General features: G+C 60.3%; 18 protein-coding genes. 13 read left to right on the top strand and 5 right to left on the bottom strand.

Annotation, left to right across the window (positions count from 1 at the left end; translation table 11 throughout):
• The first annotated feature begins 35 nt into the window (after window positions 1-35).
• The 4 genes from HU755_RS11335 (at window position 36) to HU755_RS11320 (ending at window position 9,526) form a co-directional block, all read left to right on the top strand.
• On the top strand, window positions 36-2,339 hold the full coding sequence (locus HU755_RS11335; RefSeq protein WP_186632545.1) for a YgiQ family radical SAM protein: 2,304 nt from the start codon (window positions 36-38) through the stop codon (window positions 2,337-2,339).
• A gap of 446 nt (window positions 2,340-2,785) precedes the next feature.
• Window positions 2,786-6,061 (top strand): transglutaminase family protein, encoded by a 3,276-nt coding sequence (locus HU755_RS11330; protein ID WP_186632542.1) that lies wholly within the window; start codon window positions 2,786-2,788, stop codon window positions 6,059-6,061.
• A gap of 88 nt (window positions 6,062-6,149) precedes the next feature.
• Window positions 6,150-8,636, top strand: coding sequence for a circularly permuted type 2 ATP-grasp protein (locus HU755_RS11325; protein ID WP_186632539.1), 2,487 nt, complete (start codon window positions 6,150-6,152; stop codon window positions 8,634-8,636).
• Window positions 8,636-9,526: a transglutaminase family protein gene (locus tag HU755_RS11320; RefSeq protein WP_186632536.1), complete on the top strand. Its 891-nt coding sequence runs from the start codon at window positions 8,636-8,638 to the stop codon at window positions 9,524-9,526. Before HU755_RS11325 ends, HU755_RS11320 begins: the two co-directional genes overlap by 1 nt.
• Window positions 9,527-9,733: 207 nt before the next feature.
• On the opposite strand, the gene HU755_RS11315 is transcribed toward HU755_RS11320, so the two are convergent.
• Both HU755_RS11315 and HU755_RS11310 read right to left on the bottom strand, forming a co-directional pair.
• On the bottom strand, window positions 9,734-9,922 hold the full coding sequence (locus HU755_RS11315; RefSeq protein ID WP_186547618.1) for a hypothetical protein: 189 nt from the start codon (window positions 9,920-9,922) through the stop codon (window positions 9,734-9,736).
• Between the two features lie 67 nt (window positions 9,923-9,989).
• On the bottom strand, window positions 9,990-10,577 hold the full coding sequence (locus HU755_RS11310; RefSeq protein ID WP_186632533.1) for a TIGR00730 family Rossman fold protein: 588 nt from the start codon (window positions 10,575-10,577) through the stop codon (window positions 9,990-9,992).
• A gap of 339 nt (window positions 10,578-10,916) precedes the next feature.
• Here HU755_RS11310 and azu point away from each other — a divergent pair, with 339 nt between their 5' ends.
• The gene (gene azu / locus HU755_RS11305; protein WP_186621671.1) at window positions 10,917-11,363 is read left to right on the top strand and encodes an azurin; all 447 of its coding nucleotides are present in this window, start codon (window positions 10,917-10,919) and stop codon (window positions 11,361-11,363) included.
• 199 nt (window positions 11,364-11,562) lie between these two features.
• Window positions 11,563-13,305, top strand: coding sequence for a hypothetical protein (locus HU755_RS11300; RefSeq protein ID WP_186632530.1), 1,743 nt, complete (start codon window positions 11,563-11,565; stop codon window positions 13,303-13,305).
• Between the two features lie 111 nt (window positions 13,306-13,416).
• On the opposite strand, the gene nadE is transcribed toward HU755_RS11300, so the two are convergent.
• The 3 genes from nadE to HU755_RS11285 all read right to left on the bottom strand — a co-directional run bounded on the left by nadE (window position 13,417) and on the right by HU755_RS11285 (window position 16,588).
• Window positions 13,417-14,244: an ammonia-dependent NAD(+) synthetase gene (nadE, locus tag HU755_RS11295; protein ID WP_186632527.1), complete on the bottom strand. Its 828-nt coding sequence runs from the start codon at window positions 14,242-14,244 to the stop codon at window positions 13,417-13,419.
• Between the two features lie 4 nt (window positions 14,245-14,248).
• Window positions 14,249-15,472, bottom strand: coding sequence for a nicotinate phosphoribosyltransferase (gene pncB / locus HU755_RS11290; RefSeq protein ID WP_186621668.1), 1,224 nt, complete (start codon window positions 15,470-15,472; stop codon window positions 14,249-14,251).
• Between the two features lie 216 nt (window positions 15,473-15,688).
• Window positions 15,689-16,588: a LysR family transcriptional regulator gene (locus tag HU755_RS11285; protein WP_186632524.1), complete on the bottom strand. Its 900-nt coding sequence runs from the start codon at window positions 16,586-16,588 to the stop codon at window positions 15,689-15,691.
• A 164-nt stretch (window positions 16,589-16,752) separates the two neighbouring features.
• Here HU755_RS11285 and HU755_RS11280 point away from each other — a divergent pair, with 164 nt between their 5' ends.
• From HU755_RS11280 to HU755_RS11250, 7 genes are all read left to right on the top strand, one after another.
• Window positions 16,753-18,243 (top strand): aldehyde dehydrogenase family protein, encoded by a 1,491-nt coding sequence (locus tag HU755_RS11280; protein ID WP_186632521.1) that lies wholly within the window; start codon window positions 16,753-16,755, stop codon window positions 18,241-18,243.
• A 144-nt stretch (window positions 18,244-18,387) separates the two neighbouring features.
• Complete coding sequence (locus tag HU755_RS11275; RefSeq protein ID WP_186632518.1) at window positions 18,388-19,671, top strand: FAD-binding oxidoreductase; 1,284 nt, start codon at window positions 18,388-18,390, stop codon at window positions 19,669-19,671.
• 368 nt (window positions 19,672-20,039) lie between these two features.
• A complete protein-coding gene (locus HU755_RS11270; protein WP_186547601.1) occupies window positions 20,040-21,173 on the top strand; it encodes an ABC transporter substrate-binding protein in 1,134 nt (377 codons plus the stop codon).
• 239 nt (window positions 21,174-21,412) lie between these two features.
• The gene (locus HU755_RS11265; protein WP_041480712.1) at window positions 21,413-22,327 is read left to right on the top strand and encodes a branched-chain amino acid ABC transporter permease; all 915 of its coding nucleotides are present in this window, start codon (window positions 21,413-21,415) and stop codon (window positions 22,325-22,327) included.
• 3 nt (window positions 22,328-22,330) lie between these two features.
• Window positions 22,331-23,632: a high-affinity branched-chain amino acid ABC transporter permease LivM gene (gene livM / locus HU755_RS11260; protein ID WP_186632514.1), complete on the top strand. Its 1,302-nt coding sequence runs from the start codon at window positions 22,331-22,333 to the stop codon at window positions 23,630-23,632.
• Window positions 23,629-24,501 (top strand): ATP-binding cassette domain-containing protein, encoded by an 873-nt coding sequence (locus HU755_RS11255; protein ID WP_186632511.1) that lies wholly within the window; start codon window positions 23,629-23,631, stop codon window positions 24,499-24,501. Before livM ends, HU755_RS11255 begins: the two co-directional genes overlap by 4 nt.
• Window positions 24,498-25,214 (top strand): ABC transporter ATP-binding protein, encoded by a 717-nt coding sequence (locus HU755_RS11250; protein WP_186621662.1) that lies wholly within the window; start codon window positions 24,498-24,500, stop codon window positions 25,212-25,214. The genes HU755_RS11255 and HU755_RS11250 overlap by 4 nt, the downstream gene beginning before the upstream one ends.
• The last annotated feature ends 11 nt before the right edge of the window (window positions 25,215-25,225 follow it).

Genomic DNA, 25,225 nt, shown 5'->3' with positions numbered 1-25,225 from the left:
GCCCGCGATTTTTCACTTCAACACCGGTCGTCGACATGCAAGCAGCCAAGCCGTTATTTGACTATCCAAAATATTGGGCCGAATGTTTCGGGCCAGCGCCATTCCTGCCGATGAGCAGGGAGGAGATGGATCAGCTTGGCTGGGATTCGTGTGACATCATCATTGTTACCGGAGATGCCTACGTCGATCATCCGTCGTTCGGCATGGCAATTATCGGCCGGCTGCTGGAGTCGCAAGGCTTCCGCGTCGGGATCATTGCCCAGCCCAACTGGCAGTCCAAAGACGATTTCATGAAGCTCGGCGAGCCGAACCTGTTCTTCGGCGTCGCGGCCGGCAACATGGACTCGATGATCAACCGCTACACCGCCGACAAAAAAATCCGCTCCGACGACGCCTACACGCCGGGTGGCATGGCCGGCAAGCGTCCGGATCGCGCGAGCCTGGTCTACAGCCAGCGTTGCAAAGAGGCGTACAAGCACGTGCCGATCGTGCTCGGCGGCATCGAAGCGTCGCTGCGCCGCATCGCGCACTATGACTATTGGCAGGACCGGGTGCGTAACTCGATCCTGATCGATGCCAGCGCCGACATCCTGCTGTACGGCAACGCCGAGCGCGCCATTGTCGAAGTGGCCCAGCGTCTGTCGTGGGGACACAAGATCGAAGACATCACCGATGTGCGCGGCACCGCGTTCATCCGTCGTGACACGCCGCAGGGCTGGTACGAAGTCGACTCCACGCGCATCGACCGTCCGGGCAAGGTCGACAAGATCATCAACCCGTACGTGAATACTCAGGACACTCAGGCCTGCGCCATCGAGCAGGAAAAGGGTCCGGTCGAGGATCCGCAGGAAGCCAAGGTCGTGCAGATTCTGGCCAGCCCGCGCATGACTCGCGACAAGACGGTGATCCGCCTGCCGTCGATGGAAAAAGTGCGCAACGACCCGGTTCTTTACGCCCACGCCAACCGCGTGTTGCACCTGGAAACCAACCCCGGCAACGCCCGCGCGCTGGTGCAGAAGCATGGCGAGATCGACGTCTGGTTCAACCCGCCGCCCATTCCGATGACCACCGAAGAAATGGACTACGTGTTCGGCATGCCTTATGCCCGTGTGCCGCACCCGGCGTACGGCAAGGAGAAGATTCCGGCGTACGACATGATCCGTTTCTCGGTGAACATCATGCGCGGCTGCTTCGGCGGCTGCACTTTCTGCTCGATCACCGAGCACGAAGGCCGGATCATCCAGAACCGTTCCGAAGAGTCGATCATTCGCGAAATCGAAGAGATCCGCGACAAGGTCCCGGGTTTCACCGGTGTGATTTCCGATCTCGGCGGCCCGACCGCGAACATGTATCGCATCGCCTGCAAGAGCCCGGAAATCGAATCCGCGTGCCGCAAGCCGTCCTGCGTGTTCCCGGGGATCTGTCCGAACCTGAACACCGACCACTCGTCGCTGATTCAGCTGTATCGCAGTGCCCGTGCATTGCCAGGCGTGAAGAAAATCCTCATTGCTTCCGGCCTGCGTTACGACCTCGCGGTCGAGTCGCCGGAATACGTCAAGGAGCTGGTGACCCACCACGTCGGCGGTTACCTGAAGATCGCCCCGGAACACACCGAGGAAGGTCCGCTCAACCAGATGATGAAACCGGGCATCGGCAGCTATGACAAGTTCAAGCGCATGTTCGAGAAGTACACCAAGGAAGCGGGCAAGGAGCAGTACCTGATTCCGTACTTCATCGCCGCCCACCCGGGCACCACCGACGAAGACATGATGAACCTGGCCCTGTGGCTCAAGGGCAACGGCTTCCGTGCCGATCAGGTGCAGGCGTTCTATCCCTCGCCGATGGCCACCGCTACCGCGATGTACCACTCGGGCAAGAACCCGCTGCGCAAGGTGACTTACAAAAGCGACGGCGTGACCATCGTCAAGAGCGAAGAGCAGCGTCGTCTGCACAAGGCGTTCTTGCGGTATCACGACCCGAAAGGCTGGCCGATGCTGCGTGAAGCGCTGGTGCGCATGGGCCGCGCCGATCTGATCGGTTCGGGCAAGGATCAGTTGATCCCGGCGCATCAGCCGGCGACTGACAGCTACCAGAGCGCCCGTCGCAAGAACTCGACCCCGGCCGGCAGCCACAAGGTCGCGAAAGAGAAAACCACCAAGATCCTCACCCAGCACACCGGCCTGCCGCCGCGTGCCAGTGATGGCGGCAATCCCTGGGACAAGCGTGAACAGGCCAAGGCCGCCGCGTTCGCCCGCAATCAGCAGGCGGCCAAGGAGCGCAAGGACGCCGCGAAGGGCAAAGGGCCGAAGCCGACCCGCAAGCCGGTAGTGCCACGCTAAACAGAACGCCAACCTTCGGGTTGGTGTTTTGCTGATCGTTCCCACGCTCTGCGTGGGAATACCTCTAGGGACGCTCCGCGTTCCAGCCTTCACCCGGTGTCAGTTCGAGCGATGCTGTGACGCAGAGCGTCACGGGTTGCACTCCCGCGCAGAGCGTGGGAGCGAGAAGAAAAAGAGTATCGAAGCCACTGGCCTCTTCGCGAGCAGGCTCGCCCCACAGGGGGCTGCATTGCAAATGTGGGAGCGAGCCTGCTCGCGAAGAGGCCTGCACAGGCAGGCTGCATTCCATGCCTGCCACAAATAGAAGCAAACTCACCAAAGCATTTCCCCGCATCGCCCGGTTTTGGTGCTGTACTGCCTTGAGCATTTCGCGAAATCGCCCGGACCTGTGCATGGCATAAGTCTTGCGCGCTTTCCCATACGCCCAGGCTCGCAGGAGGCACGCCGTGTCGATTCATGTCGCATTGCACCACGTCACGCATTACCGCTACGACCGCGCTGTCGAACTCGGCCCGCAGATCGTACGCCTGCGCCCGGCTGCTCACAGCCGCACGCGGATTCTGTCCTATGCGCTGAAAGTCTCGCCCGAGCAGCACTTCATCAACTGGCAGCAGGACCCTCAGGGCAACTACCTCGCGCGTCTGGTATTCCCCGAGAAAACCAGTGAGCTGCGCATTGAAGTCGACCTGCTGGCCGAGATGGCGGTGTTCAACCCCTTCGACTTCTTCCTCGAACCCTACGCCGAGAACATTCCTTTTACGTATGCCACCGACGAGCGCAAGGAACTGGCGCCGTACCTCGAAACCCTGCCGCTGACGCCGGCGTTCAAGGCCTACCTGGACGGTATCGACCGCACGCCGCTGCCGGCAGTGGATTTTCTGGTCGCGCTCAATCAACGCCTGAGCGAAGACATCGGTTATCTGATTCGCATGGAGCCGGGTGTACAAACCCCGGAGCACACCCTCGAACAGGCCTCTGGCTCTTGCCGCGACTCCGCGTGGCTATTGGTGCAGCTGTTGCGCAATCTGGGGCTGGCCGCACGGTTTGTCTCCGGCTACCTGATCCAACTGACCGCCGATGTGAAGAGCCTCGACGGCCCGTCCGGCACCGACGTCGATTTCACCGACCTGCACGCCTGGTGCGAGGTGTACCTGCCGGGTGCGGGCTGGATCGGCCTTGACGCCACCTCCGGCCTGTTCGCCGGCGAAGGACATATTCCGTTGGCCTGCAGTCCCGATCCGTCCTCGGCGGCGCCGATCAGTGGTCTGGTCGAACCGTGTGAGTGTCAGTTCAGCCACGACATGTCAGTGGAGCGAATCTGGGAGGCGCCTCGCGTCACCAGGCCCTACACCGATGAGCAATGGCTGGCGATCCAGGCATTGGGCAAGCAGATCGACGCCGATCTGCTCGAAGACGATGTGCGCCTGACCATGGGCGGCGAGCCGACCTTTGTGTCCATCGACGATCCCGACGGCGCCGAGTGGAACACCGCCGCGCTAGGGCCGGACAAGCGCCGGCTATCGGCCGAATTGTTCCAGCGTCTGCGCAGTCACTACGCGCCTGAGGGCCTGGTGCATTTCGGTCAGGGCAAGTGGTATCCCGGTGAGCAATTGCCGCGCTGGTCGCTCAATTGTTACTGGCGCCGCGATGGCGTGCCAATCTGGCAAAACGCTGCGCTGCTCGCTGACGAGCAGAAGGATTATGGTGCCGATGGCGCTTTGGCCGGACGCTTTCTGGCGAGCGTCGCCGAGCGCCTGAAATTACCCGCACGTTTTGTCTTCCCGGCCTACGAGGACAATTTCTATTACCTCTGGCGCGAAGGCACCTTGCCCGGCAACGTCAGTGCCGAAGATTCGCGTCTGGAGGAGCCGCTGGAGCGCGCCCGGCTGCGCAAAGTCTTCAGTCAGGGCCTGAACAAGGTGATCGGTCAGGTGTTGCCGCTGGCGCGTACTGCCAAGGGCGATCAATGGCAAAGCGGACGCTGGTATCTGCGCGATGAGCATTGCCGTCTGGTGCCCGGCGATTCGCCGCTGGGCTACCGCCTGCCGCTGGCGTCGCAGCCGTGGGTGAAAGCGGCGCAATATCCGTTCATCCATCCCAACGATCCGAATCAGGACTTTGCTGAACTGCCGGATCCCGCGCAGCTTGGTGTTCACGGCGAATCTGCTGCGGTGGATGAGCGCGTGCCGAAAATCCATGAGTCCGCCGACTGGCTGACCCGCACCGCATTCTGTGCCGAGGCCCGCGAGGGACGGCTCTATCTGTTCATGCCGCCGCTGGAACGGGTCGAGGATTATCTGGAACTGGTCGCAGCCATCGAAGCCACCGCTGCGGAGCTGCGCTGCCCGGTGCTGTTGGAGGGCTACGAGCCGCCGAGCGATCCACGTCTGAACAATTTCCGCATCACTCCGGACCCTGGCGTGATCGAGGTCAATGTGCAGCCGTCGGCGACTTGGGACGAGTTGGTCGAGCGCACTGAATTCCTCTATGAACAAGCGCGACAAACCCGCCTGACCACCGAGAAATTCATGATCGACGGACGCCACACCGGCACCGGTGGCGGCAATCACTTCGTTCTGGGCGGCGCGACGCCGGCGGATTCGCCGTTTTTGCGTCGGCCCGATCTGTTGCGCAGTCTGATCAGTTACTGGCACAACCATCCCTCGTTGTCGTACCTGTTTTCCGGACTGTTTATCGGCCCGACGTCCCAGGCGCCACGGGTCGATGAGGCGCGTAATGATGCTTTGTACGAGCTGGAAATCGCTTTCGCACAAATGCCCGGACCGGGCGAGGAGTGCGCGCCATGGCTGGTGGATCGGTTGTTGCGCCATTTGCTGATCGACGTCACCGGCAATACTCATCGTGCCGAATTCTGCATCGATAAGCTTTATTCGCCAGACGGCGCCACCGGGCGTCTCGGCTTGCTGGAACTGCGTGCCTTTGAAATGCCGCCGCATGCGCGCATGAGTCTGGCCCAGCAGTTGTTGCTGCGCGCCTTGGTCGCACGCTTCTGGCGCGAGCCTTACGCACCGCCGAAACTGGCGCGCTGGGGCACCGAGCTGCACGATCGCTTCCTGCTGCCGCACTTTATCGAGCAGGATTTCGCCGACGTCATTGTCGACCTCAACAACGCCGGTTATCCGTTGCGCGCGGAGTGGTTCGCCGCGCATCTGGAATTCCGTTTTCCCAAGGTTGGCGATTACGCCGTCAATGGCATCGAGCTGGAGTTGCGGCAAGCTCTTGAACCTTGGCACGTGCTGGGCGAGGAGGGTACGGCGGGCGGCACGGTGCGCTATGTCGATTCGTCGCTGGAGCGTTTGCAGGTCAAACTCAACGGCCTGACGCCGCAGCGGTATCTGCTGACCTGTAATGGTGTCGCGGTACCGTTGCACCCGACCGGCCGTGTCGGCGAGTTCGTCGCCGGGGTGCGTTATCGCGCCTGGCAGCCGGCCAACTGCCTGCACCCGACCATCCCGGTGCACGCACCGCTGGTGTTCGACCTGCTCGACACCTGGATGGGCCGTTCGCTGGGCGGTTGCCAATATCATGTCGCCCACCCCGGTGGGCGCAATTACGAGACGTTGCCAGTCAATGCCAATGAAGCAGAGAGTCGGCGCATGGCGCGGTTTTTCCGTCTCGGCCACACGCCAGGGAAACTTCCGATACCGAAAGTGGAAATCAGTGACGAGTTGCCGATGACAATCGATCTGCGCCGTTTCTGAGTCGTACATTTCATGCAGATTTTTCATCTATCCGCGCGTCATGTGCCTGCGTTAGTCTGACCGTTCCCTGCTGTCTGCCGAGCTTTCCATGCCTGACCTGCTAGACCGCTACCCGCTGAGCGCGGGTACTTATCACGAACTGCTCGACGGCAGCGGCGCGGTGCGTCCGCATTGGCAGCGGCTGTTCGATCAGTTACAGCGCAGCAGTCCCGCGCAACTGGTGCAGCGGCAGGCCTTGCTGACGCGGCAGATTCAGGAAAACGGCGTCACTTACAACGTCTATGCCGATCCGAAAGGGGCTGATCGACCGTGGGAGCTGGATCTGTTGCCCCATGTAATCGCTGCCGATGAATGGCAGCACCTGGCGGCCGGCATCGCGCAACGGGCACGGCTGCTCAATGCCGTGCTGGCGGATCTGTACGGCCCGCAACGGCTGATCAGTGAAGGCCTGCTGCCGGCAGAGCTGGTGTTCGGCCACAACAATTTTCTCTGGCCCTGTCAGGGCATTGCGCCGCCGGAGTCGGCCTTCCTGCACCTGTACGCCGTGGATCTGGCGCGCACGCCGGACGGCCGCTGGTGGGTCACCGCCGATCGCACCCAGGCGCCGTCCGGCGCGGGTTATGCGCTGGAAAACCGCACCATCGTTTCACGTGCCTTTCCCGAGCTGTACCGCGATCTGAAGGTTCAGCACCTGGCCGGGTTCTTCCGCACGTTGCAGGAAACCCTGGCGCGACAGGCGCCCGGCGAGGACGACACGCCGCTGGTGGTCCTGCTGACGCCGGGGCGTTTCAACGAAAGCTACTTCGAGCATCTGTACCTCGCCCGCCAGCTTGGTTATCCACTGGTCGAAGGCGGTGATCTGACCGTGCGCAATGCCACGGTGTACCTGAAAACCCTCAGCGGTCTGCGCCGGGTGCACGCGATCATGCGCCGCCTCGACGACGATTTCTGCGATCCGCTGGAACTGCGTACCGATTCGGCGCTGGGCGTCCCCGGTCTGCTCGAGGCGGTGCGTCAGGGGCGGGTGCTGGTCGCCAACGCGCTGGGCAGCGGAGTCCTGGAATCGCCGGGGCTGCTGGGGTTTCTACCGAAGATCAATCAGTACCTGTTCGGCGAGGAACTGATCCTGCCGTCCATCGCGACCTGGTGGTGCGGTGAAGCGCCGGTGCTGGCGCAGGCACTGGAAAAACTCCCGGAGCTGTTGATCAAACCCGCGTTCCCTTCGCAAAGCTTCGCTCCGGTTTTTGGCCGGGACGTTAATGAAACACAGCGCCACGCACTGGCGGAGCGCATGCAGGCGCGGCCCTATGCCTATGTCGCCCAGGAACTGGCGCAGCTCTCGCAGGCGCCGGTCTGGCAAGCTGAAGAAGGCCATGTGCAACCCCGGGCAATCGGCATGCGCATGTACGCCGTGGCCAGTCACGACGGCTACCGTGTGCTGCCCGGCGGGCTGACCCGCGTGGCGGCCGACGCCGATGCCGAAGTGGTGTCGATGCAGCGCGGCGGGGCGAGCAAGGACACCTGGGTGCTGAGCGACCGTGCACCGAGCGGCGAGCAATGGAAGGCGCAACGCAATATTGGTGTGCACGATCTGGTGCGGCGCGATCCTTACCTGCCCTCGCGGGTGGTGGAAAACCTGTTCTGGTTCGGCCGTTATTGTGAACGCTGCGATGACAGCGCGCGGCTGCTGCGCATCATGCTGGCGCGCTACGTCGATGGCGATGATCCGCAGGCGTTGCAGGCGGCGGTCGATCTTGGCGAACGGCTGGCGTTGCTGCCGGACGAGGGTGAGCTGCCGGAACGCCTGCTCGCGGCGCTGCTGGGCGAGGACTGGTCGTTCAGCCTGCGCGCCAACCTGCAACGCTTGCAGTGGGCTGCCTCGCAGGTGCGCGGCAAGCTCTCCCGGGAGAACTGGCAAGCGCTGGTTGAATTGCAGCGTGAAGCCATGGAGCTGGACACCGACCAGCCGGATTTTGGCGAACTGCTGGATTTCCTCAACCGTCTGGTGATGTCGCTGGCGGCGCTGTCGGGGTTTGCGCTGGATGACATGACCCGCGACGAAGGCTGGCGCTTTCTGATGATTGGCCGGCGCATCGAGCGCCTGCAGTTTCTCAGCGCCAGTCTGGCCGCGTTTCTGCGCGGCGCGGGTGCGTTCGATCAAGCGGGGCTGGAATGGCTGCTCGAACTGGGTAACAGCAGCATCACCTACCGCTCGCGATATCTGGCGGTGGCGCAATTGATTCCGGTCCTCGATCTGTTGCTGCTGGATGATCAGAACCCGCACGCGGTGTTGTTTCAGTTGAAACTGGTCACCCGCACGTTGAAACGCTTGAACGACGATTTCGGCGCTCCCCGCGAAACCGGATTGCCGCAGCTGGTCGAACGCCTGTCGCGGTTTGAGCTGGGTTGCCTGGAAAACCCGTTGTTCGGCAAGTCCAGCGTGCGTGCCGCGCTCGACGGCCTGGCGGATCTGCTGCAAGACATTGCCGAGGCCAGCGGACAAGTCTCGGATCGGTTGGCCCTGCGCCATTTCGCCCATGTCGATGATGTCAGCCAGCGTACGGTGTCCGTCTGATGAGCGCCCGTTACCAGATCTTTCACGACACCAGCTATCACTACGACAGCCCGGTTTCTCTCGCGCAGCAACTGGCGCATCTGTGGCCACGTGAGTGCGACTGGCAGCGCTGCACCGAACAGCAACTGCTGATCAGTCCGGAGCCGACGGTGCGGCGTGATGAGCTGGACGTGTTTGGCAATCCGCTGACCCGGCTGGCGTTCGAACGACCGCATGATCAGTTGCAGGTCAACGCGCGGCTCACCGTTGAGGTGCTGGCGCGTCCTGTGCTGGATTTCAATCAATCGCCGGTGTGGGAGCAGACCCGTGATGCGCTCACCTACAGTAGCCAGCCGTTATCTGCCGACTTGCTTGAAGCCTGTCGCTACCGGTTCCAGTCGCCCTATGTGCACTTGAAGCGCAGCTTCGTCGAGTTTTCACAAAGCTGTTTCCCGGCTGGACGTCCGCTGCTGCTGGGTGTGCAGGACTTGATGCAGAAGATTTTCAGCGAATTCACCTTCGATGCCGAAGCCACCCAGGTGGCGACGCCGCTGGTGGAAGTGCTGGAGCGTCGGCGTGGTGTGTGTCAGGACTTCGCGCACTTGATGCTGGCTTGCGTGCGCTCGCGCGGGCTGGCGGCGCGTTATATCAGCGGCTACCTGCTGACCCAGCCACCACCGGGGCAGCCACGCCTGATCGGCGCCGATGCGTCCCATGCCTGGGTTTCGGTGTTTTGTCCGGTGCTCGGGTGGGTGGATTTTGATCCGACCAACAATGTGCGGCCAGCGCTGGAGCACATCACGTTGGCGTGGGGGAGGGATTTTTCTGATGTGTCGCCGTTGCGCGGGGTGATTCTCGGTGGGGGTAATCACGATCCGGAAGTGCGGGTTACGGTGATGCCTCAGGAATAACGCAGATCAAACTGTAGGAGTGAGCCTGCTCGCGATAGCGGTGTGTCAGCAGCGAATGTTTCAACTGACACACCGCTATCGCGAGCAGGCTCACTCCTACAAGGGAAATGGGGTGTTTTGGGGGAGGGCTGTGAGGGCCGGCAGTTGAAACCGCCAGCCCTGTCACAAATCCGCAGGGTCTGATTCGATCATCAAACCCGGTGGGGCTCAGGCGTCGGGCGCCTGCTCTTTCGGTGCATCGGGTGCATCAACATCATCATCCGTCGCCACTTCACCGTCGGGGTTCAGTGCCGCTTCTTCAGCGGTTTGTTTCTTGCGCTGAAGCTTTTCCTCTTTCTTCTGTTCCTTTGCCAGGTCTCGTTGACGTTTGGCGAAGGAGTAATTGGGTTTGGCCATGGGCGATCCTCTAGGTCGAAGGTGAGGTTGAGCGGCGCATATTCTGCCCTGTATCGGCGTCCGGGGGTTAACCGGGTTTTTGATCGACCCACTTGGGCGTGACGGTCGGCTGCCACTGATCGAGCGCATCAAGCAGGGTATCTGGCGATTCGCTCACTTGCAGCATGTCACGGTGTGGCGCACGAACGAAGCCTTCGCCGACGATATGGTCGAGAAAAGCCGTGAGTTTGCTGTAGAAACCGTTCACCTCCAGCAGACCCAGCGGCTTGCCATGGTAGCCAAGCTGACCCCAGGTCCAGACTTCGAACAGCTCTTCCAGGGTGCCGAGACCGCCGGGCAGGGCGATAAACGCATCGCTGAGTTCGGCCATCCGCGCCTTGCGCGCGTGCATGCCATCGACCACTTCCAGACGCGTCAGGCTTTTGTGGCCGATTTCCTTGTCCATCAGGCTCTGCGGGATGATGCCGATCACTTCGCCGCCGGCGGCCAGTGCGGCGTCAGCGACAACGCCCATCAAACCCACGGCGCCACCGCCGTAAACCAGCGTCAAATGACGTTCGGCCAGCGCCCGGCCAAGGGTGACGGCGGCTTCGGTGTAGGCCGGAATGCTACCGGCGTTGGCACCGCAAAATACACACACGGACTTCAAAGACATGCCTTACTCCTGGGTCAATCCGTCACAGGGTAATGGCTGGCGAGCTTCGATCCAAGGGCTAAACTTCGCGTTCGGGCGATTCAAAGCTGCCGCTGGCGCCACAGGCGTAAGCGGCGAGCAAGCTGCATAACAGACCGTTAAAAAACATGACAGGCACTCCGTCTCAATGGATGGGCCGATCATAAGGCTGGCCCGGTCATCTGGCCGTTAGATTGTGTCGATGAGTGTCATAGCCTGAAAGTTGTATACAATTTTTGACACAAGTCATAGGAACTTGCGAAGATTTCAGGCAGTCTTTCCACCACTCGTGTTTTGTTAACCCTGCCTTGGAGATTCACCATGTTTTCCAAAGTTGTTGCGGTATCCCTGCTGGCGCTGGCCAGCAGCCAATTGATGGCTGCCGAGTGCAAAACCACCGTTGACTCCACCGATCAGATGTCCTTCAACACCAAGGAAATCGTGATCGACAAGAGCTGCAAGACCTTCACCGTCGAACTGACCCACTCCGGCAGCCTGCCGAAGAACGTCATGGGCCATAACCTGGTGATCAGCAAAGAAGCTGACATGCAGCCGATCGCTACCGACGGCCTGGCAGCCGGTATCGACAAGAACTACCTGAAGGATGGAGACGCGCGCGTCATTGCGCATACCAAGATCATTGGCGCGAAGGAAACCGATTCGGTGACCTTCGATGTGTCGAAGCTGAATGCCGCTGAAAAATACGGTTTCTTCTGCTCGTTCCCGGGCCACATTTCGATGATGAAAGGCACTGTCACCCTGAAGTAATTTTGGGGCCAGCGCTTACACTAGACACGCCGCTGCGCGATGACCGCCAGCGGCGTTTTTGCGTCTGGCGTGGTGTGTACGAATCTTTACCGTTCGTCTAAATGGCGCCCATACCTGTTATTTCTAACAGTAGACCGCTCTTTCAAGGGCGCGGTTAGATGAATCCTCGTTCTTGGCGATTACAAAGAGGATTCACCACATGGATGGCAACAGCAGGAAGTCGACCTTTGCGGATCTGAAAATCACTAAGGTGATTGCGGGTGGGAAGGAAGTTTTCGATGGCAGCGTGATTTTTTACCCAAGAGCCAACTTCACCATCACCGGGCCGGGGAACGCTATCCTGCAGCTCCTTATCGATGGTGTCGCCAAACATAACAGCCAGACAAACGCGGCTGGCGACGGATTTTTTCTGGTAGATAACCTTCCTGAAGGACTGCACGAGTATCGGCTGGCCCATGAGGAGGATGAGCCCTCCGATCCCTTTGCGTTGACTTCGGTTGTAACGAAACCCTTCATCCAAACGCTGGAAGATTCCAGCGGGCCGGTAGAAAACGGAGGCCAGACTGAAGAGACGGATCTGCAGATCAAAGGCTTCGCGAAGGAAGGGCAGATAAAGATCCTCAATGGTGCTGTCGTTGAACCGATCGCTACATTTGAGGTGGAGCGTGACCGCAGTTGGGGCGGCAATCTCAATCTGACATCTGGGCAAGTCTACTCACTCAAAGCAAGGGCGGATGACAGGAAGGACTCCGACATCTACACCGTTACAGTCGGGAAGGTGTCCGAAAACGAGGTCAAGATTACTTCACTGAAGGATTCGGCAGGGACCGACATAGCAGACGGTGGAACTACCGCAGACACCAAACTGAAGATCAGCGGTTCGGCAGAGGACGGCGAGATCAAGCTGCTGGAGGGTGCCAGCACGGAGCCGGTTGCCACGTTTACGGCGGCGGATGGCACGTGGGGCGGCGAGTTCGATCTCACAGCTGGCAAAACGTACGTGCTGAAAGCCCAGGCGGAGGGTGGCGAAGAGTCTGGCACCTACACCGTGATTGTCAGCAAAACGCCCGGAGGCGAAGTCAAGATTATCCGGATTGAAGATTCCGAAGGGACGCTGGTACCGGACAAGGGAACTACCGCAGACACCAAGCTGAAGATTATGGGATCGGCAGAGGACGGCTATATCACGTTGCTGACAGATGACGACTTGGAACCGATTGACACGTATATGGTGATGGATGGCAGCTGGAGCGGCGAGCTCGAGCTAGCAGATGGCCAGACCTATGCGCTCAAAGCCCAAGCGGATGACGGCCAAGAGTCTGAGGTCTACACCGTGATTATCAGCGAGGCGCCTGGAGATAGGGTTTCTATTACTGCTCTGACAGGCGAATCTGGAAGGGTATTTCACCTGACGGTTACGACGGACACCGAGCTTACGATTACCGGTACAGCTAGCTCAAGCAAGGTAGAGGTGATGGATATAGGTGGAGTGATCAAGACCATTGACGTGCTCAATGGTAACTGGGAAGGCGAGCTCGCTTTCTCAAGTGACACAAGACATATATTGGCTGCCAAGTCACCGACGGGCGTTCCGGGGCAGCGCATAGAGTTCTATGTCGGCGAAGCGAAACAGCCTGAAATCACGCGAATTCAGGAAATCGGCGGAGACGGCAAAGATCTGCAGGATGGCGACGAGACTACGGTGACGACTCTTTCGTTCACGGGTAAGGCTGCGGGACATTTCGTAGGAACGTTACGCAATGGTGAGACAACTGTGATGCCATTTTACGTTGACTTGGATAGTAGCTGGCAAGCAACAGCTTCGTTGCTGGAGCCCGGTGTATGCGTGTTCAAGGCAGTGGCACGTTTCGGGAGCGAATCTGCACCGATCACGATTACGGTCAAAGCCCCCGAAAATCCTGAAGCACGGCAGGAGCGCTGATCGAAAATCTCCGCGTACCGCGGCCGAAGCTGTCGCAGACAGCGATAATTCGACTTTCATACTCGAAAGCCGGATCGCCGCCTGCGGCAGCTTTTGCCGTTATTTACCTCCTCAAGGAGCAAACGGCATGACCCGCTTGTGATGGGTCTTGTTGTACGTATCGACAATGATCTTCGCCGCCTCGTCACGCACCGTTTCACCGTGCAGAAACGCATCAATCTCTGCATACGTCACGCCATGCGCCGCTTCGTCCGGTTTGCCCGGCGACAGATCTTCAAGGTCGGCAGTCGGCACTTTCTCGACCAACGACTCCGGCGCACCGAAGCTGCGGGCAATCGCGCGAACCTGATTTTTTACCAGGCCGCTGAGCGGGGCGAGGTCACAGGCGCCGTCGCCGAACTTGGTGAAGAAGCCCATCACCGCTTCCGCCGCATGGTCAGTGCCAATCACCAAGCCGCCAGCCGCGCCGGCAATCGTGTACTGCGCAACCATGCGCATCCGCGCCTTGGTATTGCCGAGCACAAAATCCACCGACGCCGCCGGTTTGCCTTCGAAAGCGGCCACCTGAGCAGCCAGCGCTTTGACCGCCGGGCCGATATTGACTGTGTGGATCTCGTCAGGGCCGATGCAATCGAGCGAAGCCTTGGCGTCGTGCTCATCGAACTGGGTTTCATACGGCAGGCGCACGGCGATGAATTTGTAGCGGTCGTCGCCGGTTTTCTCGCGCAGCTCACGCATTGCGCGCTGGGCCAAAAGGCCTGCGGTCAGCGAATCGACGCCGCCGCTGATGCCCAGCACCAAGGCCTTGAGTCCGGAATTGACCAGGCAATCCTGGATGAAGGTGATGCGCCGGGCCACTTCGGCCTGTAGGGCCTGGTCGTCGGCGAATGGCGCTTGCACCTTGAGCTGCTCAGCAATCTCACGCTGTACGGCTTGCATGAATTCACTCCTTGCTAGATAGACTGGATTCGGCAGGAACCTGGAACACGTGTCGCAAATAGGCGACGAAATTCGGATCTTTGCAGTGGGTCTTGCCTGGCTCGTCGGAGATCTTCGCCACCGGCTGGCCGTTGCAGGCGGTCATTTTAAGCACGATGCTCATCGGTTCGACACCCGGAATGTCGCAGGTCAGGTTGGTACCGATGCCGAAGCTCACATTGATGCGACCGTGCAACGCGCGGAAAATCTCCAGGGATTTTGGCAACGTCAGACTGTCGGAGAACACCAGGGTCTTGCTCATCGGGTCGATGCCGAGCTTGTGATAGTGCGCGATGCACTTCTCGCCCCAGGCCACCGGGTCCCCGGAGTCATGGCGCAGGCCGTCGAAGAGCTTGGCGAAGAACAAATCGAAATCGCCGAGGAAGGCATCGGTGGTGATGCAGTCGGTGAGGGCGATGCCCAGTAGCCCACGGTATTCGCGGACCCAGCAATCGAGGGCGGCAATCTGGCTGTCGATCAGCCGCGGGCCGAGTTGCTGATGGGCCATGATCCACTCGTGAGCCATGGTGCCCAGCGGTTTCATGTCCAGCTCGCGGGACAGGTGCACGTTGCTGGTGCCGACAAAACGCCCCGGGAAGTCGTGCTTGAGCACGTTGACCACTTCCGCCTGCACACCAAAGGAAAAGCGCCGACGCGTGCCGAAATCGGCAACTTGCAGTTGCGACAGTTCATCGGCCGAGGCGTTAGCGGTCAGCCAGTCGAACTTGCGATAAAGCTGTTCGCGTGCCTGCTCCAGAGACGTGTCGCGGTAGCGATAGCGGTTGCGCACTTCGCTGACGATGGCCAGCAGCGGCACTTCGTAGAGAATCACATGCAGCCACGGACCGCGCAGACGGATGAACAGCTCGCCGTTCTCGATCCCGGTGTGCAGGTAGCGCAGGTTGAAGCGGAACAGACCGAGAAAACGCAGGAAATCCGGTTTCAGGAAAGTGATGCGCTCGAGAAAACTCAACTGATCGGCGCTCAGGCTCAGTTCGGCCAGCCGCTCGATCTGGAAGCGGATCTCGGCCAGATACGGGCGCAGGTCCTCGGCGTTGCGGCAGCGAAACTCCCATTCGACTTCGACGTTGGGGTAGTTGTGCAGCACCGCCTGCATCATCGTCAGCTTGTAGAAGTCGGTGTCGAGCAGGTTCTGCACGATGCGATCGGCAAACACACTCTCGCTCATAAACGGGTCTCCAGTTGCGCCGCGCCTTGCGCGGTCTATATCGATGGCGCTAGTGGCGCATATCAGCGGTGGGGATTGCCAGCATTTTTTCAGAACACCGCAGATCCACTGTGGGAGCGGGCTTGCTCGCGAATGCGGTAAACCAGCCACTCTTGCATCGACTGATACACCGCTTTCGCGAGCAAGCCCGCTCCCACAAAAAGGGCCAGGTCGGTTTCAAGCCGGGCTATCGATTTGCTCCAGCATCCATTTGACGAAGTCGCGCACCTTCGGCACTTCCGCCGCGTGTTCCGGGTAGGCCAGGTAATAGGCGTCGCTGCTGGGCATGGCGTGTTGCCAGGGTATGACCAGTTTGCCCTCGGCCAATTCCTCCTCCACCAGAAACCGTGGCAGCAGCGCCACACCACAGCCGACTTGTGCGGCCCGAATGCACATATAAAAGGTCTCGAAACGCGGCCCGTGGTAGCTGTGTTCGGTGTGGTAGCCCTGACTGTCGAACCAGTCGTGCCAGGCCTGGGGGCGCGAGGCATTTTGCAGCAGCACCAGATCGGTGAGTTGCGTCGGGTCGGTGAAAGGCGTGTCGGGCAGGCTACCGGGTGCGCAGACCGGCACCAGTTCTTCTCCGAACAGTTTCAGGCATTCCGTGCCCGGTCGCGATGCCTGGCCGAAATAGAACGCCAGATCGCTGCGCCCCTGTAACAGATCATCCGCTTCCTGCTCGTTGCACAAATCCAGATGAATCGACGGGTGGCGCAGGCGCCAGCCTTTCAGGCGCGGCACCAGCCAGCGCGCGCCGAAGGTCGATGGCGTGGAGACGCGCAGGACTTCGGTCTCGCCGCCGTAGGAACGCAGGTAATGGGTCGACATTTCCACCTGAGAAAGGATTTTCCTGACTTCCACCAAGTACAAATCCCCGGCCGGCGTCATTTGCAAGCGGCGACGCACGCGGCGGAACAGCAAGTGCTGCAACAATTCTTCAAGCTGAGCGACCTGTTTGCTCACCGCACTCTGGGTCAGGTTCAGCTCTTCGGCGGCGCGGGTGAAACTCAGGTGCCGGGTCACCGCTTCGAAGCACTGCAACGCAGTGATTGAGGGCAAGTGGCGTTTGTTCAGCATGGCCAGTCCTTTTTATTGTCTTTCTACACGCAGCATGAATAAACGGAATGATATCTGGCGTAAAGGTCGTTTGTTGCATCGCCCCGGTGACGCTACAACTAAAGGCCTGCCCGGCCATGGAAAGAATGGCCGCACACCTACTGTTTTTGCGTAAGGAGAGACCCATGGTTGCCGCATTGCTTGATCGTCTGGGGGTAAACCCGGCCCTGTACCAGAACGGCAAAGTGCCGGTGCATTCGCCTGTCGACGGCAGCTGTATCGCCTCGGTGAACTGGGAAGGCGCCGCCGAAGTCGAGCAGCACATCAGTCGCGCCGATCATGCATTCGAGCAGTGGCGCAAGGTACCGGCACCGCGTCGCGGCGAGCTGGTGCGTCAATTCGGTGAAGTGCTGCGCGAATACAAGAACGATCTGGGCGAGCTGGTCTCCTGGGAAGCCGGCAAGATCACCCAGGAAGGTCTGGGTGAAGTGCAGGAGATGATCGACATCTGCGACTTCGCCGTCGGCCTGTCGCGCCAGTTGTACGGTCTGACCATCGCCTCCGAGCGACCGGGCCACCACATGCGTGAGACCTGGCATCCGCTCGGCGTGGTCGGGGTGATCAGCGCGTTTAACTTTCCGGTCGCGGTGTGGGCGTGGAACACCACGCTGGCGCTGGTCTGCGGCAACCCGGTGGTGTGGAAGCCCTCGGAGAAAACCCCGCTGACCGCGCTGGCCTGTCAGGCGCTGTTCGACCGCGTGGTGAAAAATTTCAGCGATGCCCCGGCGAGCCTTTGCCAAGTGGTGATTGGCGGTCGCGATGCCGGCGAAGCACTGGTCGATGATCCGCGTGTCGCCCTGATCAGCGCCACGGGCAGCACCCGCATGGGCCGCGAAGTGGCGCCGAAAATCGCCGCGCGCTTCGCCCGCAGCATTCTCGAACTGGGCGGCAATAACGCGATGATCCTCGCCCCGAGTGCCGATCTGGACATGGCCGTGCGCGCGATTCTGTTCAGCGCTGTCGGCACCGCCGGGCAACGCTGCACAACCTTGCGTCGACTGATCGCTCACGAATCGGTCAAGGAAGAAATCGTTACGCGCCTCAAGGCGGCGTATTCGAAAGTGCGCATCGGCCATCCGCTGGAAGGCAATCTGGTCGGCCCGCTGATCGACAAGCACAGCTTCGAAAACATGCAGGATGCGCTGGAGCAGGCACTGAGCGAAGGCGGGCGTGTGTTCGGCGGCAAGCGTCAACTGCAAGAGCAGTTTCCCAACGCCTATTACGTTTCGCCGGCCATCGTCGAAATGCCCGAGCAGAGCGACGTGGTCTGCAGTGAAACGTTCGCGCCGATTCTTTACGTGGTCGGCTACAGCGATTTTGAAGAAGCACTGCGCCTGAACAATGCTGTGCCGCAAGGCCTGTCATCGTGCATCTTCACCACCGACGTGCGCGAGGCCGAGCAGTTCATGTCGGCGGTCGGCAGCGACTGTGGGATTGCCAACGTCAACATTGGCCCGAGCGGCGCCGAAATTGGCGGCGCGTTTGGTGGCGAGAAAGAGACTGGCGGCGGTCGCGAATCCGGCTCCGATGCCTGGCGCGCGTACATGCGCCGGCAGACCAACACCGTCAACTATTCGCTGGAATTGCCGTTGGCGCAGGGCATCACCTTCGATTGACAAGTGAAGATCCCCTGTAGGAGTGAGCCTGCTCGCGATAGCAATCTGTCAGTCAGCATTGATGTTGAATGTGCCGACGTCATCGCGAGCAGCTCACTCCTACATTGATTTGTGTGTTTGTTGGGTTTCTGTTGGAGTCTGGCAATGCCGTTACGCGAAGAATGTCTGTGGGAAAAGCTCACGCCACAACGGCCGGATCATTCGGCGCTCAGGGGCGAGGTCAAGGTCGATGTCTGCGTGATCGGTGCCGGGTTCACCGGGTTGTCGGCGGCGCTGCATCTGTTGGAAAAGGGTAAAAACGTCTGTGTGCTGGAAGCTCATCGCGCAGGGAACGGCGGCTCCGGGCGCAACGTCGGGCTGGTCAATGCCGGCATGTGGATTCCACCGGACGAGATCGAAGCCGGTTTTGGCGAGGCGGTCGGCAGTCAGCTCAACCGCATGCTCGGCGCGGCGCCGGCGCTGGTGTTCAACCTTGTGGACAAGTACGGCATCGATTGCCAGTTGCGCCGCGAAGGCACCTTGCACATGGCGCACAACGCCAAGGGCGAGGCCGACTTGCGCAGTCGCGAGCAGCAATGGAAACGCCGTGGTGCGCCGGTTGAATTACTCACCGGCAAGGCCTGCGAACAAGCCACCGGCACGCAAAAGATCGCCGCCGCGCTGCTGGATCGCCGCGCCGGCACGCTCAATCCGATGGCGTATGTAACCGGCCTGGCGAACGCGGTCATCGGTCTCGGCGGGCAGATGTTCGACCATTCTCCTGTGACTCGACTCGAACGCGTCGGCCAGCAATGGTCGGTGCAGACCGGGCAGGGTTCGGTGCTCGCCGAACAAGTGGTCATCGCCTCCAATGCCTACACCGAAGGCGACTGGACCGAGCTCAAGCGCAATTTTTTCCCCGGTTATTACTATCAGGTCGCCTCGGTGCCGCTCACCGAGGACGCCGCGCAAGCGATTCTCCCGGGCGGGCAAGGCTCGTGGGATACCCGTCAGGTGCTGAGCAGCATTCGTCGCGACAAGGACGGCCGTCTGTTACTCGGCAGTCTGGGCAATGGCAACCAGAAACCGACCTGGTTTCTCAAGGCCTGGGCCGATCGGGTGCAGCAACATTACTTCCCCAATCTGAAGCCGGTCGAGTGGGAATGCACCTGGACCGGACGCATCGCATTCACCCCTGATCATCTGATGCGTCTGTTCGAACCGGCGCCGGGGCTGGTGGCCGTCACCGGTTATAACGGTCGCGGTGTCACCACTGGCACGGTGGTCGGCAAAGCTTTCGCCGATTACCTGTGCAACGGCAATCCGCAGGCACTGCCGATTCCCTTCGCACCGATGCAGCCCCTGGCCGGTGTGGGCTTGCGCAGTTGCCTGTACGAGGCCGGGTTTTCGCTGTATCACGCGGGCCAGTGCCTGCGCATTGTCATTTGAGTGTTGAAATTTGTTGCCGCGAGCAGCGCTTTTGCATCGAGCGACTAGCCTGTAATGGTGCGGGTTGTAGCAGTCTCGCACCAGCAGTGTGCAGTTCGGTGACGCGGGCTGTTACAGGCTGGTTGCACGTCGTTTGCCGCTGCGGTTGCAATGATGGCGCGTGCGGGTTGCGCCTGAAAAAATAAATGGTTTCACCTTCCGCGGTTTAGACGGTTGCACGCCCAATGAAAATGGGAACGAAACAGTCGAAATAACAACAACACAGCGACTTTTTGCCGAATAAAAAACCGATGGCACGGGCCTTGCTCTGAGCTTTGAGTGAAGTGAAGTCGCAGTGCCAACTAAAAAAAACCTTGGAGCACCACCTCATGTCCCAGACGTTTTACAAGAAAGGCTTTCTGGCCCTCGCAGTGGCTACTGCGCTGGGTGTTTCCGCGTTTGCTCAAGCTGATATCAAGATCGGTGTAGCGGGTCCGATGACCGGTGCCAACGCGGCATTTGGCGAGCAGTACATGAAGGGTGCACAGGCGGCGGCCGACGCGGTCAACGCGGCAGGTGGCGTCAACGGGGAAAAAATCGTCCTGGTCAAAGGCGATGACGCCTGCGAACCGAAGCAGGCGGTGACGGTCGCCAAAGACCTCACCAACCAGAAAGTCGCCGGCGTGGTCGGTCACTTCTGCTCCTCCTCGACCATTCCCGCGTCGGAAATCTACGACGAAGCCGGGATCATCGCGATCACCCCGGGCTCGACCAACCCGCAAGTCACCGAGCGTGGCTTGAGCGCCATGTTCCGTATGTGCGGGCGTGACGACCAGCAGGGCATCGTTGCCGGCGACTACATCGTCGACATGCTCAAAGGCAAAAAGGTTGTCGTGCTGCACGACAAGGACACCTACGGCCAAGGCCTGGCGGACGCCACCAAGGCACAGCTGGAAAAACGCGGCGTCAAGCCGGTGCTGTACGAAGGCCTGACCCGTGGCGAGAAAGACTTCAGCACCATCGTCACCAAGATCCGTGGCGCTGGCGCCGATGTCGTCTACTTCGGTGGCCTGCACCCGGAAGCCGGTCCACTGGTTCGTCAACTGCGTGAACAAGGCCTCAAAGACGTCAAGTTCATGTCCGATGACGGCATCGTCACCGACGAACTCGTCACCACCGCGGGCGGCCCGCAATTCACCGATGGCGTGCTGATGACCTTCGGCGCCGACCCGCGCCTGCTGCCAGACAGCAAAACCGTAGTGGACGCGTTCCGCAAGGCCGGCACCGAGCCTGAGGGCTACACCCTGTACGCCTACGCTTCGGTGCAAACCCTGGCGGCAGCGTTCAACGGTGCCAAGAAGAACGACGGCGAAGCGGCTGCCAAGTGGCTCAAGGCCAACCCGGTGAAAACCGTGATGGGCGAGAAGACCTGGGATGCCAAGGGCGACCTGAAAGTCTCCGACTACGTGGTTTACCAGTGGGACAAGGATGGCAAATACCACCAGCTGGAAAAGCAGAAGTAAGGGCTGAGGCGATCATCTGATCACCACGGTTCCTTTGTAGGAGTGAGCCTGCTCGCGACAGCGGTTGAGCATTCAACACCTGTGTTGCCTGTCAGTCCGCAATCGCGAGCAGGCTCACTCCTACAGGGGACGGTGGCGGCTGATGATCACACTCCGACATTGCTCCGACGTACATCTGTATTTTTCCTAGAAGAACCGCGCGCCCCGGTGCGCAGGTTCTCACTGCGTGAGATTGCGTTATGGATGGTATTTTCCTGCAGCAACTGGTCAATGGCCTGACCCTCGGGTCGGTCTATGGCCTGATCGCCATCGGCTACACAATGGTCTACGGCATCATCGGCATGATCAACTTCGCCCATGGCGAGGTTTACATGATTTCCGCTTACCTGGCGGCAATCAGTCTGGCTCTGCTGGCGTACTTCGGTATCGAATCCTTCCCGCTGCTGATGCTCGGCACGTTGATCTTCACCATCGTCGTCACGGCGGTGTATGGCTGGGTCATCGAGCGAGTCGCCTACAAACCCCTGCGCAACTCCACCCGGCTAGCGCCGCTGATCAGCGCCATCGGTATTTCGCTGATCCTGCAGAACTACGCACAGATCGCCCAGGGCGCCAAACAACAGGGCGTGCCTACGCTGCTGACCGGTGCCTGGCGTGTTGAAGTCGGAACCGGCTTCGTGCAACTGACCTACACCAAAGTCTTCATCCTGATCGCCGCGTTCGTCGGCATGGGACTGCTGACCTACATCATCAAATACACCAAGCTCGGCCGCATGTGCCGCGCGACCCAGCAAGACCGCAAGATGGCCTCGATCCTGGGGATAAACACCGACCGGGTGATTTCCTACGTGTTCATCATCGGTGCAGCCATGGCGGCACTGGCGGGTGTGCTGATCACCATGAACTACGGCACGTTCGACTTCTATGCCGGCTTCATCATCGGCATCAAGGCGTTCACCGCGGCGGTACTCGGTGGTATCGGTTCACTGCCCGGCGCGATGCTCGGCGGGATCATCCTCGGCATCTCCGAGTCGCTGTTCTCCGGTCTGGTCAACTCCGACTACAAAGACGTGTTCAGCTTCTCGCTGCTCGTCCTCGTACTGGTCTTCCGGCCGCAGGGCCTGTTGGGCCGTCCTCTTGTGTCGAAGGTGTAAGCGATGTCTGCAACCACTGAAAAATCCATCGATATCAAAAAAAGTCTGGTCGAGGCGATTCTGGCTGGCCTGATTGCGCTGATCGTGTTCGGGCCGATTGTCGGTGTCGTACTTGACGGTTACAGCTTCAATCTCGAAGCGACCCGCGTGGCGTGGATCATAGCCATCGTCATGGCCGGTCGCTTTGCCCTCAGCCTGTTCCTGCAAACGCCCAAGGGCCTGAAGATCCTCGACGGATTCGAGAGCAGCGGTTCCGGCGTTCACGTGCTGCCGGCTGATTACAAATCGCGGCTGCGCTGGATCATCCCGCTGATGATTGTGCTGGCGATCATCGTGCCGTTTGTTTCCAACTCCTACCTGCTCGGCGTGGTCATCCTCGGTTTGATCTACGTGCTGCTGGGGCTGGGGCTGAACATTGTGGTCGGTCTGGCCGGCCTGCTCGATCTGGGTTACGTGGCGTTTTACGCCATCGGCGCCTACGGTCTGGCGCTGGGTTACCAGTATCTGGGCCTGGGCTTCTGGACAGTGCTGCCATTGGCAGCGATCACGGCGGGCCTGGCCGGTTGCATTCTGGGTTTCCCGGTGTTGCGCCTGCACGGTGACTATCTGGCAATCGTGACCCTGGGCTTCGGTGAAATCATTCGTCTGGTGCTCAACAACTGGCTGTCGCTGACGGGCGGACCGAACGGCATGCCGGCGCCACTGCCGACCTTTTTCGGTCTGGAGTTCGGCAAGCGCGCCAAGGATGGCGGGGTGCCGTTTCACGAGTTCTTCGGCATCGCCTACAACCCCGACGTGAAGTATTACTTCATCTACGCGGTGTTGTTCCTGGTGGTGCTGGCGGTGCTATACGTCAAGCATCGCTTGGTGAAAATGCCGGTCGGCCGCGCCTGGGAAGCCCTGCGTGAGGACGAGATCGCCTGTCGCTCGATGGGCCTCAACCACGTACTGGTCAAACTCTCGGCGTTTACCATCGGTGCGTCGACGGCGGGTCTGGCCGGGGTGTTTTTCGCCACCTATCAAGGCTTCGTCAACCCAACGTCGTTTACCTTCTTCGAATCGGCGCTGATCCTCGCCATCGTCGTGCTCGGCGGCATGGGCTCGACCATTGGCGTGGTCATCGCCGCGTTCGTGCTCACCGTCGCTCCGGAACTGCTGCGCGGCTTCGCTGAATACCGCGTGCTGCTATTCGGCATTCTGATGGTGTTGATGATGATCTGGCGACCACGCGGGCTGATCCGCATCAGCCGCACCGGGGTCAAACCACGCAAAGGTGCCATTCACTACGAGAGGACTGCGCCATGAGTGAAGTCGTACTCTCTGTTGAAAAACTGATGATGCATTTCGGCGGCATCAAGGCCTTGAGTGATGTCAGCCTGAAGGTCAAACGCAACTCGATCTTCGCCCTGATCGGCCCCAACGGCGCCGGCAAGACCACGGTGTTCAACTGCCTGACCGGGTTCTACAAGGCCTCGGGCGGCAAGATCGAACTGAATGTGCGCGGCCAGCAGACTAACGTCATCCAGTTGCTGGGCGAGTCGTTCAAACCGACCGACTTCGTCTCGCCGAAATCCTTCTTCAGCCGGCTGTATTACAAAATGTTCGGCGGCACCCATCTGGTCAACCGCGCCGGTCTGGCTCGCACGTTCCAGAACATTCGCCTGTTCAAGGAAATGTCGGTGCTGGAAAACCTGCTGGTGGCGCAGCACATGTGGGTCAACCGCAATATGCTCGCCGGCATCCTCAACACCAAGGGCTACCGCAAGGCCGAAAGCGACGCGCTGGATTGCGCGTTCTACTGGCTGGAAGTGGTCGATCTGGTGGACTGTGCCAACCGTCTGGCCGGTGAGCTGTCCTACGGCCAGCAGCGCCGCCTGGAAATCGCCCGGGCCATGTGCACACGGCCGCAGATCATCTGTCTCGACGAACCGGCCGCCGGCCTCAACCCTCAGGAAACCGAAGCGCTGAGCGCGATGATCCGGCTGCTGCGCGACGAGCACGATCTGACCGTGGTGCTGATCGAACACGACATGGGCATGGTCATGAGCATTTCCGATCACATCGTGGTTCTTGACCACGGCATCGTCATCGCCGAGGGCGGACCGGAAGCGATCCGCAACGACCCGAAAGTGATTGCGGCCTATCTGGGCGCCGACGAAGAGGAACTGGTATGAGCCAAGCGATCCTCGAACTGAAAAACCTCGATGTGTTCTACGGCCCGATCCAGGCGCTCAAAGGCGTTTCGCTGCAGATCAACGAAGGCGAAACCGTCAGCCTGATCGGCTCCAACGGCGCGGGTAAATCGACGTTGCTGATGTCGATCTTCGGCCAGCCACGGGCGGCGGGCGGGCAGATCCTTTATCAAGGCGTCGACATTACCCACAAGTCATCGCACTACATCGCTTCCAACGGCATCGCGCAATCGCCGGAAGGACGGCGGGTGTTCCCTGACATGACCGTCGAGGAAAACCTGTTGATGGGCACCATCCCGATTGGCGACAAGTACGCCAAAGAGGACATGCAGCGCATGTTCGAGCTGTTCCCACGGCTCGAAGAACGGCGTACGCAACGGGCGATGACCATGTCCGGTGGCGAGCAGCAAATGCTGGCCATCGCCCGTGCGTTGATGAGCCGGCCGAAGCTGTTGCTGCTCGATGAGCCGAGCCTGGGGCTGGCACCGATCGTGGTGAAGCAGATCTTTGCGACACTGCGTGAGCTGGCGAAAACCGGCATGACGATCTTTCTGGTCGAGCAGAACGCCAACCATGCGCTGAAGTTGTCGGATCGGGCGTACGTGATGGTCAACGGCGAGATTCGCCTGAGCGGCACCGGCCAGGAACTGTTGGTGAACGAGGAAGTGCGTAACGCCTATCTGGGCGGGCACTGAGTTTTCCCGCT

It is taken from the genome of Pseudomonas sp. SWRI111 (genome assembly GCF_014268555.1).
GTDB lineage: Bacteria > Pseudomonadota > Gammaproteobacteria > Pseudomonadales > Pseudomonadaceae > Aquipseudomonas > Aquipseudomonas hamedanensis.
This window is presented reverse-complemented; position numbering and strand designations above follow the sequence as displayed.

What these genes read in the sequence shown, in the direction of transcription:
- HU755_RS11335 (WP_186632545.1), top strand. Translation starts at nt 36, where the DNA reads ATGCAAGCAGCCAAGCCGTTATTTGACTATCCAAAATATTGGGCCGAA.
- HU755_RS11325 (WP_186632539.1), top strand. Translation starts at nt 6,150, where the DNA reads ATGCCTGACCTGCTAGACCGCTACCCGCTGAGCGCGGGTACTTATCAC.
- HU755_RS11320 (WP_186632536.1), top strand. Translation starts at nt 8,636, where the DNA reads ATGAGCGCCCGTTACCAGATCTTTCACGACACCAGCTATCACTACGAC.
- HU755_RS11315 (WP_186547618.1), bottom strand. Translation starts at nt 9,922, where the DNA reads ATGGCCAAACCCAATTACTCCTTCGCCAAACGTCAACGAGACCTGGCA.
- HU755_RS11310 (WP_186632533.1), bottom strand. Translation starts at nt 10,577, where the DNA reads ATGTCTTTGAAGTCCGTGTGTGTATTTTGCGGTGCCAACGCCGGTAGC.
- azu (WP_186621671.1), top strand. Translation starts at nt 10,917, where the DNA reads ATGTTTTCCAAAGTTGTTGCGGTATCCCTGCTGGCGCTGGCCAGCAGC.
- HU755_RS11300 (WP_186632530.1), top strand. Translation starts at nt 11,563, where the DNA reads ATGGATGGCAACAGCAGGAAGTCGACCTTTGCGGATCTGAAAATCACT.
- nadE (WP_186632527.1), bottom strand. Translation starts at nt 14,244, where the DNA reads ATGCAAGCCGTACAGCGTGAGATTGCTGAGCAGCTCAAGGTGCAAGCG.
- pncB (WP_186621668.1), bottom strand. Translation starts at nt 15,472, where the DNA reads ATGAGCGAGAGTGTGTTTGCCGATCGCATCGTGCAGAACCTGCTCGAC.
- HU755_RS11285 (WP_186632524.1), bottom strand. Translation starts at nt 16,588, where the DNA reads ATGCTGAACAAACGCCACTTGCCCTCAATCACTGCGTTGCAGTGCTTC.
- HU755_RS11280 (WP_186632521.1), top strand. Translation starts at nt 16,753, where the DNA reads ATGGTTGCCGCATTGCTTGATCGTCTGGGGGTAAACCCGGCCCTGTAC.
- HU755_RS11275 (WP_186632518.1), top strand. Translation starts at nt 18,388, where the DNA reads ATGCCGTTACGCGAAGAATGTCTGTGGGAAAAGCTCACGCCACAACGG.
- HU755_RS11270 (WP_186547601.1), top strand. Translation starts at nt 20,040, where the DNA reads ATGTCCCAGACGTTTTACAAGAAAGGCTTTCTGGCCCTCGCAGTGGCT.
- HU755_RS11265 (WP_041480712.1), top strand. Translation starts at nt 21,413, where the DNA reads ATGGATGGTATTTTCCTGCAGCAACTGGTCAATGGCCTGACCCTCGGG.
- livM (WP_186632514.1), top strand. Translation starts at nt 22,331, where the DNA reads ATGTCTGCAACCACTGAAAAATCCATCGATATCAAAAAAAGTCTGGTC.
- HU755_RS11255 (WP_186632511.1), top strand. Translation starts at nt 23,629, where the DNA reads ATGAGTGAAGTCGTACTCTCTGTTGAAAAACTGATGATGCATTTCGGC.
- HU755_RS11250 (WP_186621662.1), top strand. Translation starts at nt 24,498, where the DNA reads ATGAGCCAAGCGATCCTCGAACTGAAAAACCTCGATGTGTTCTACGGC.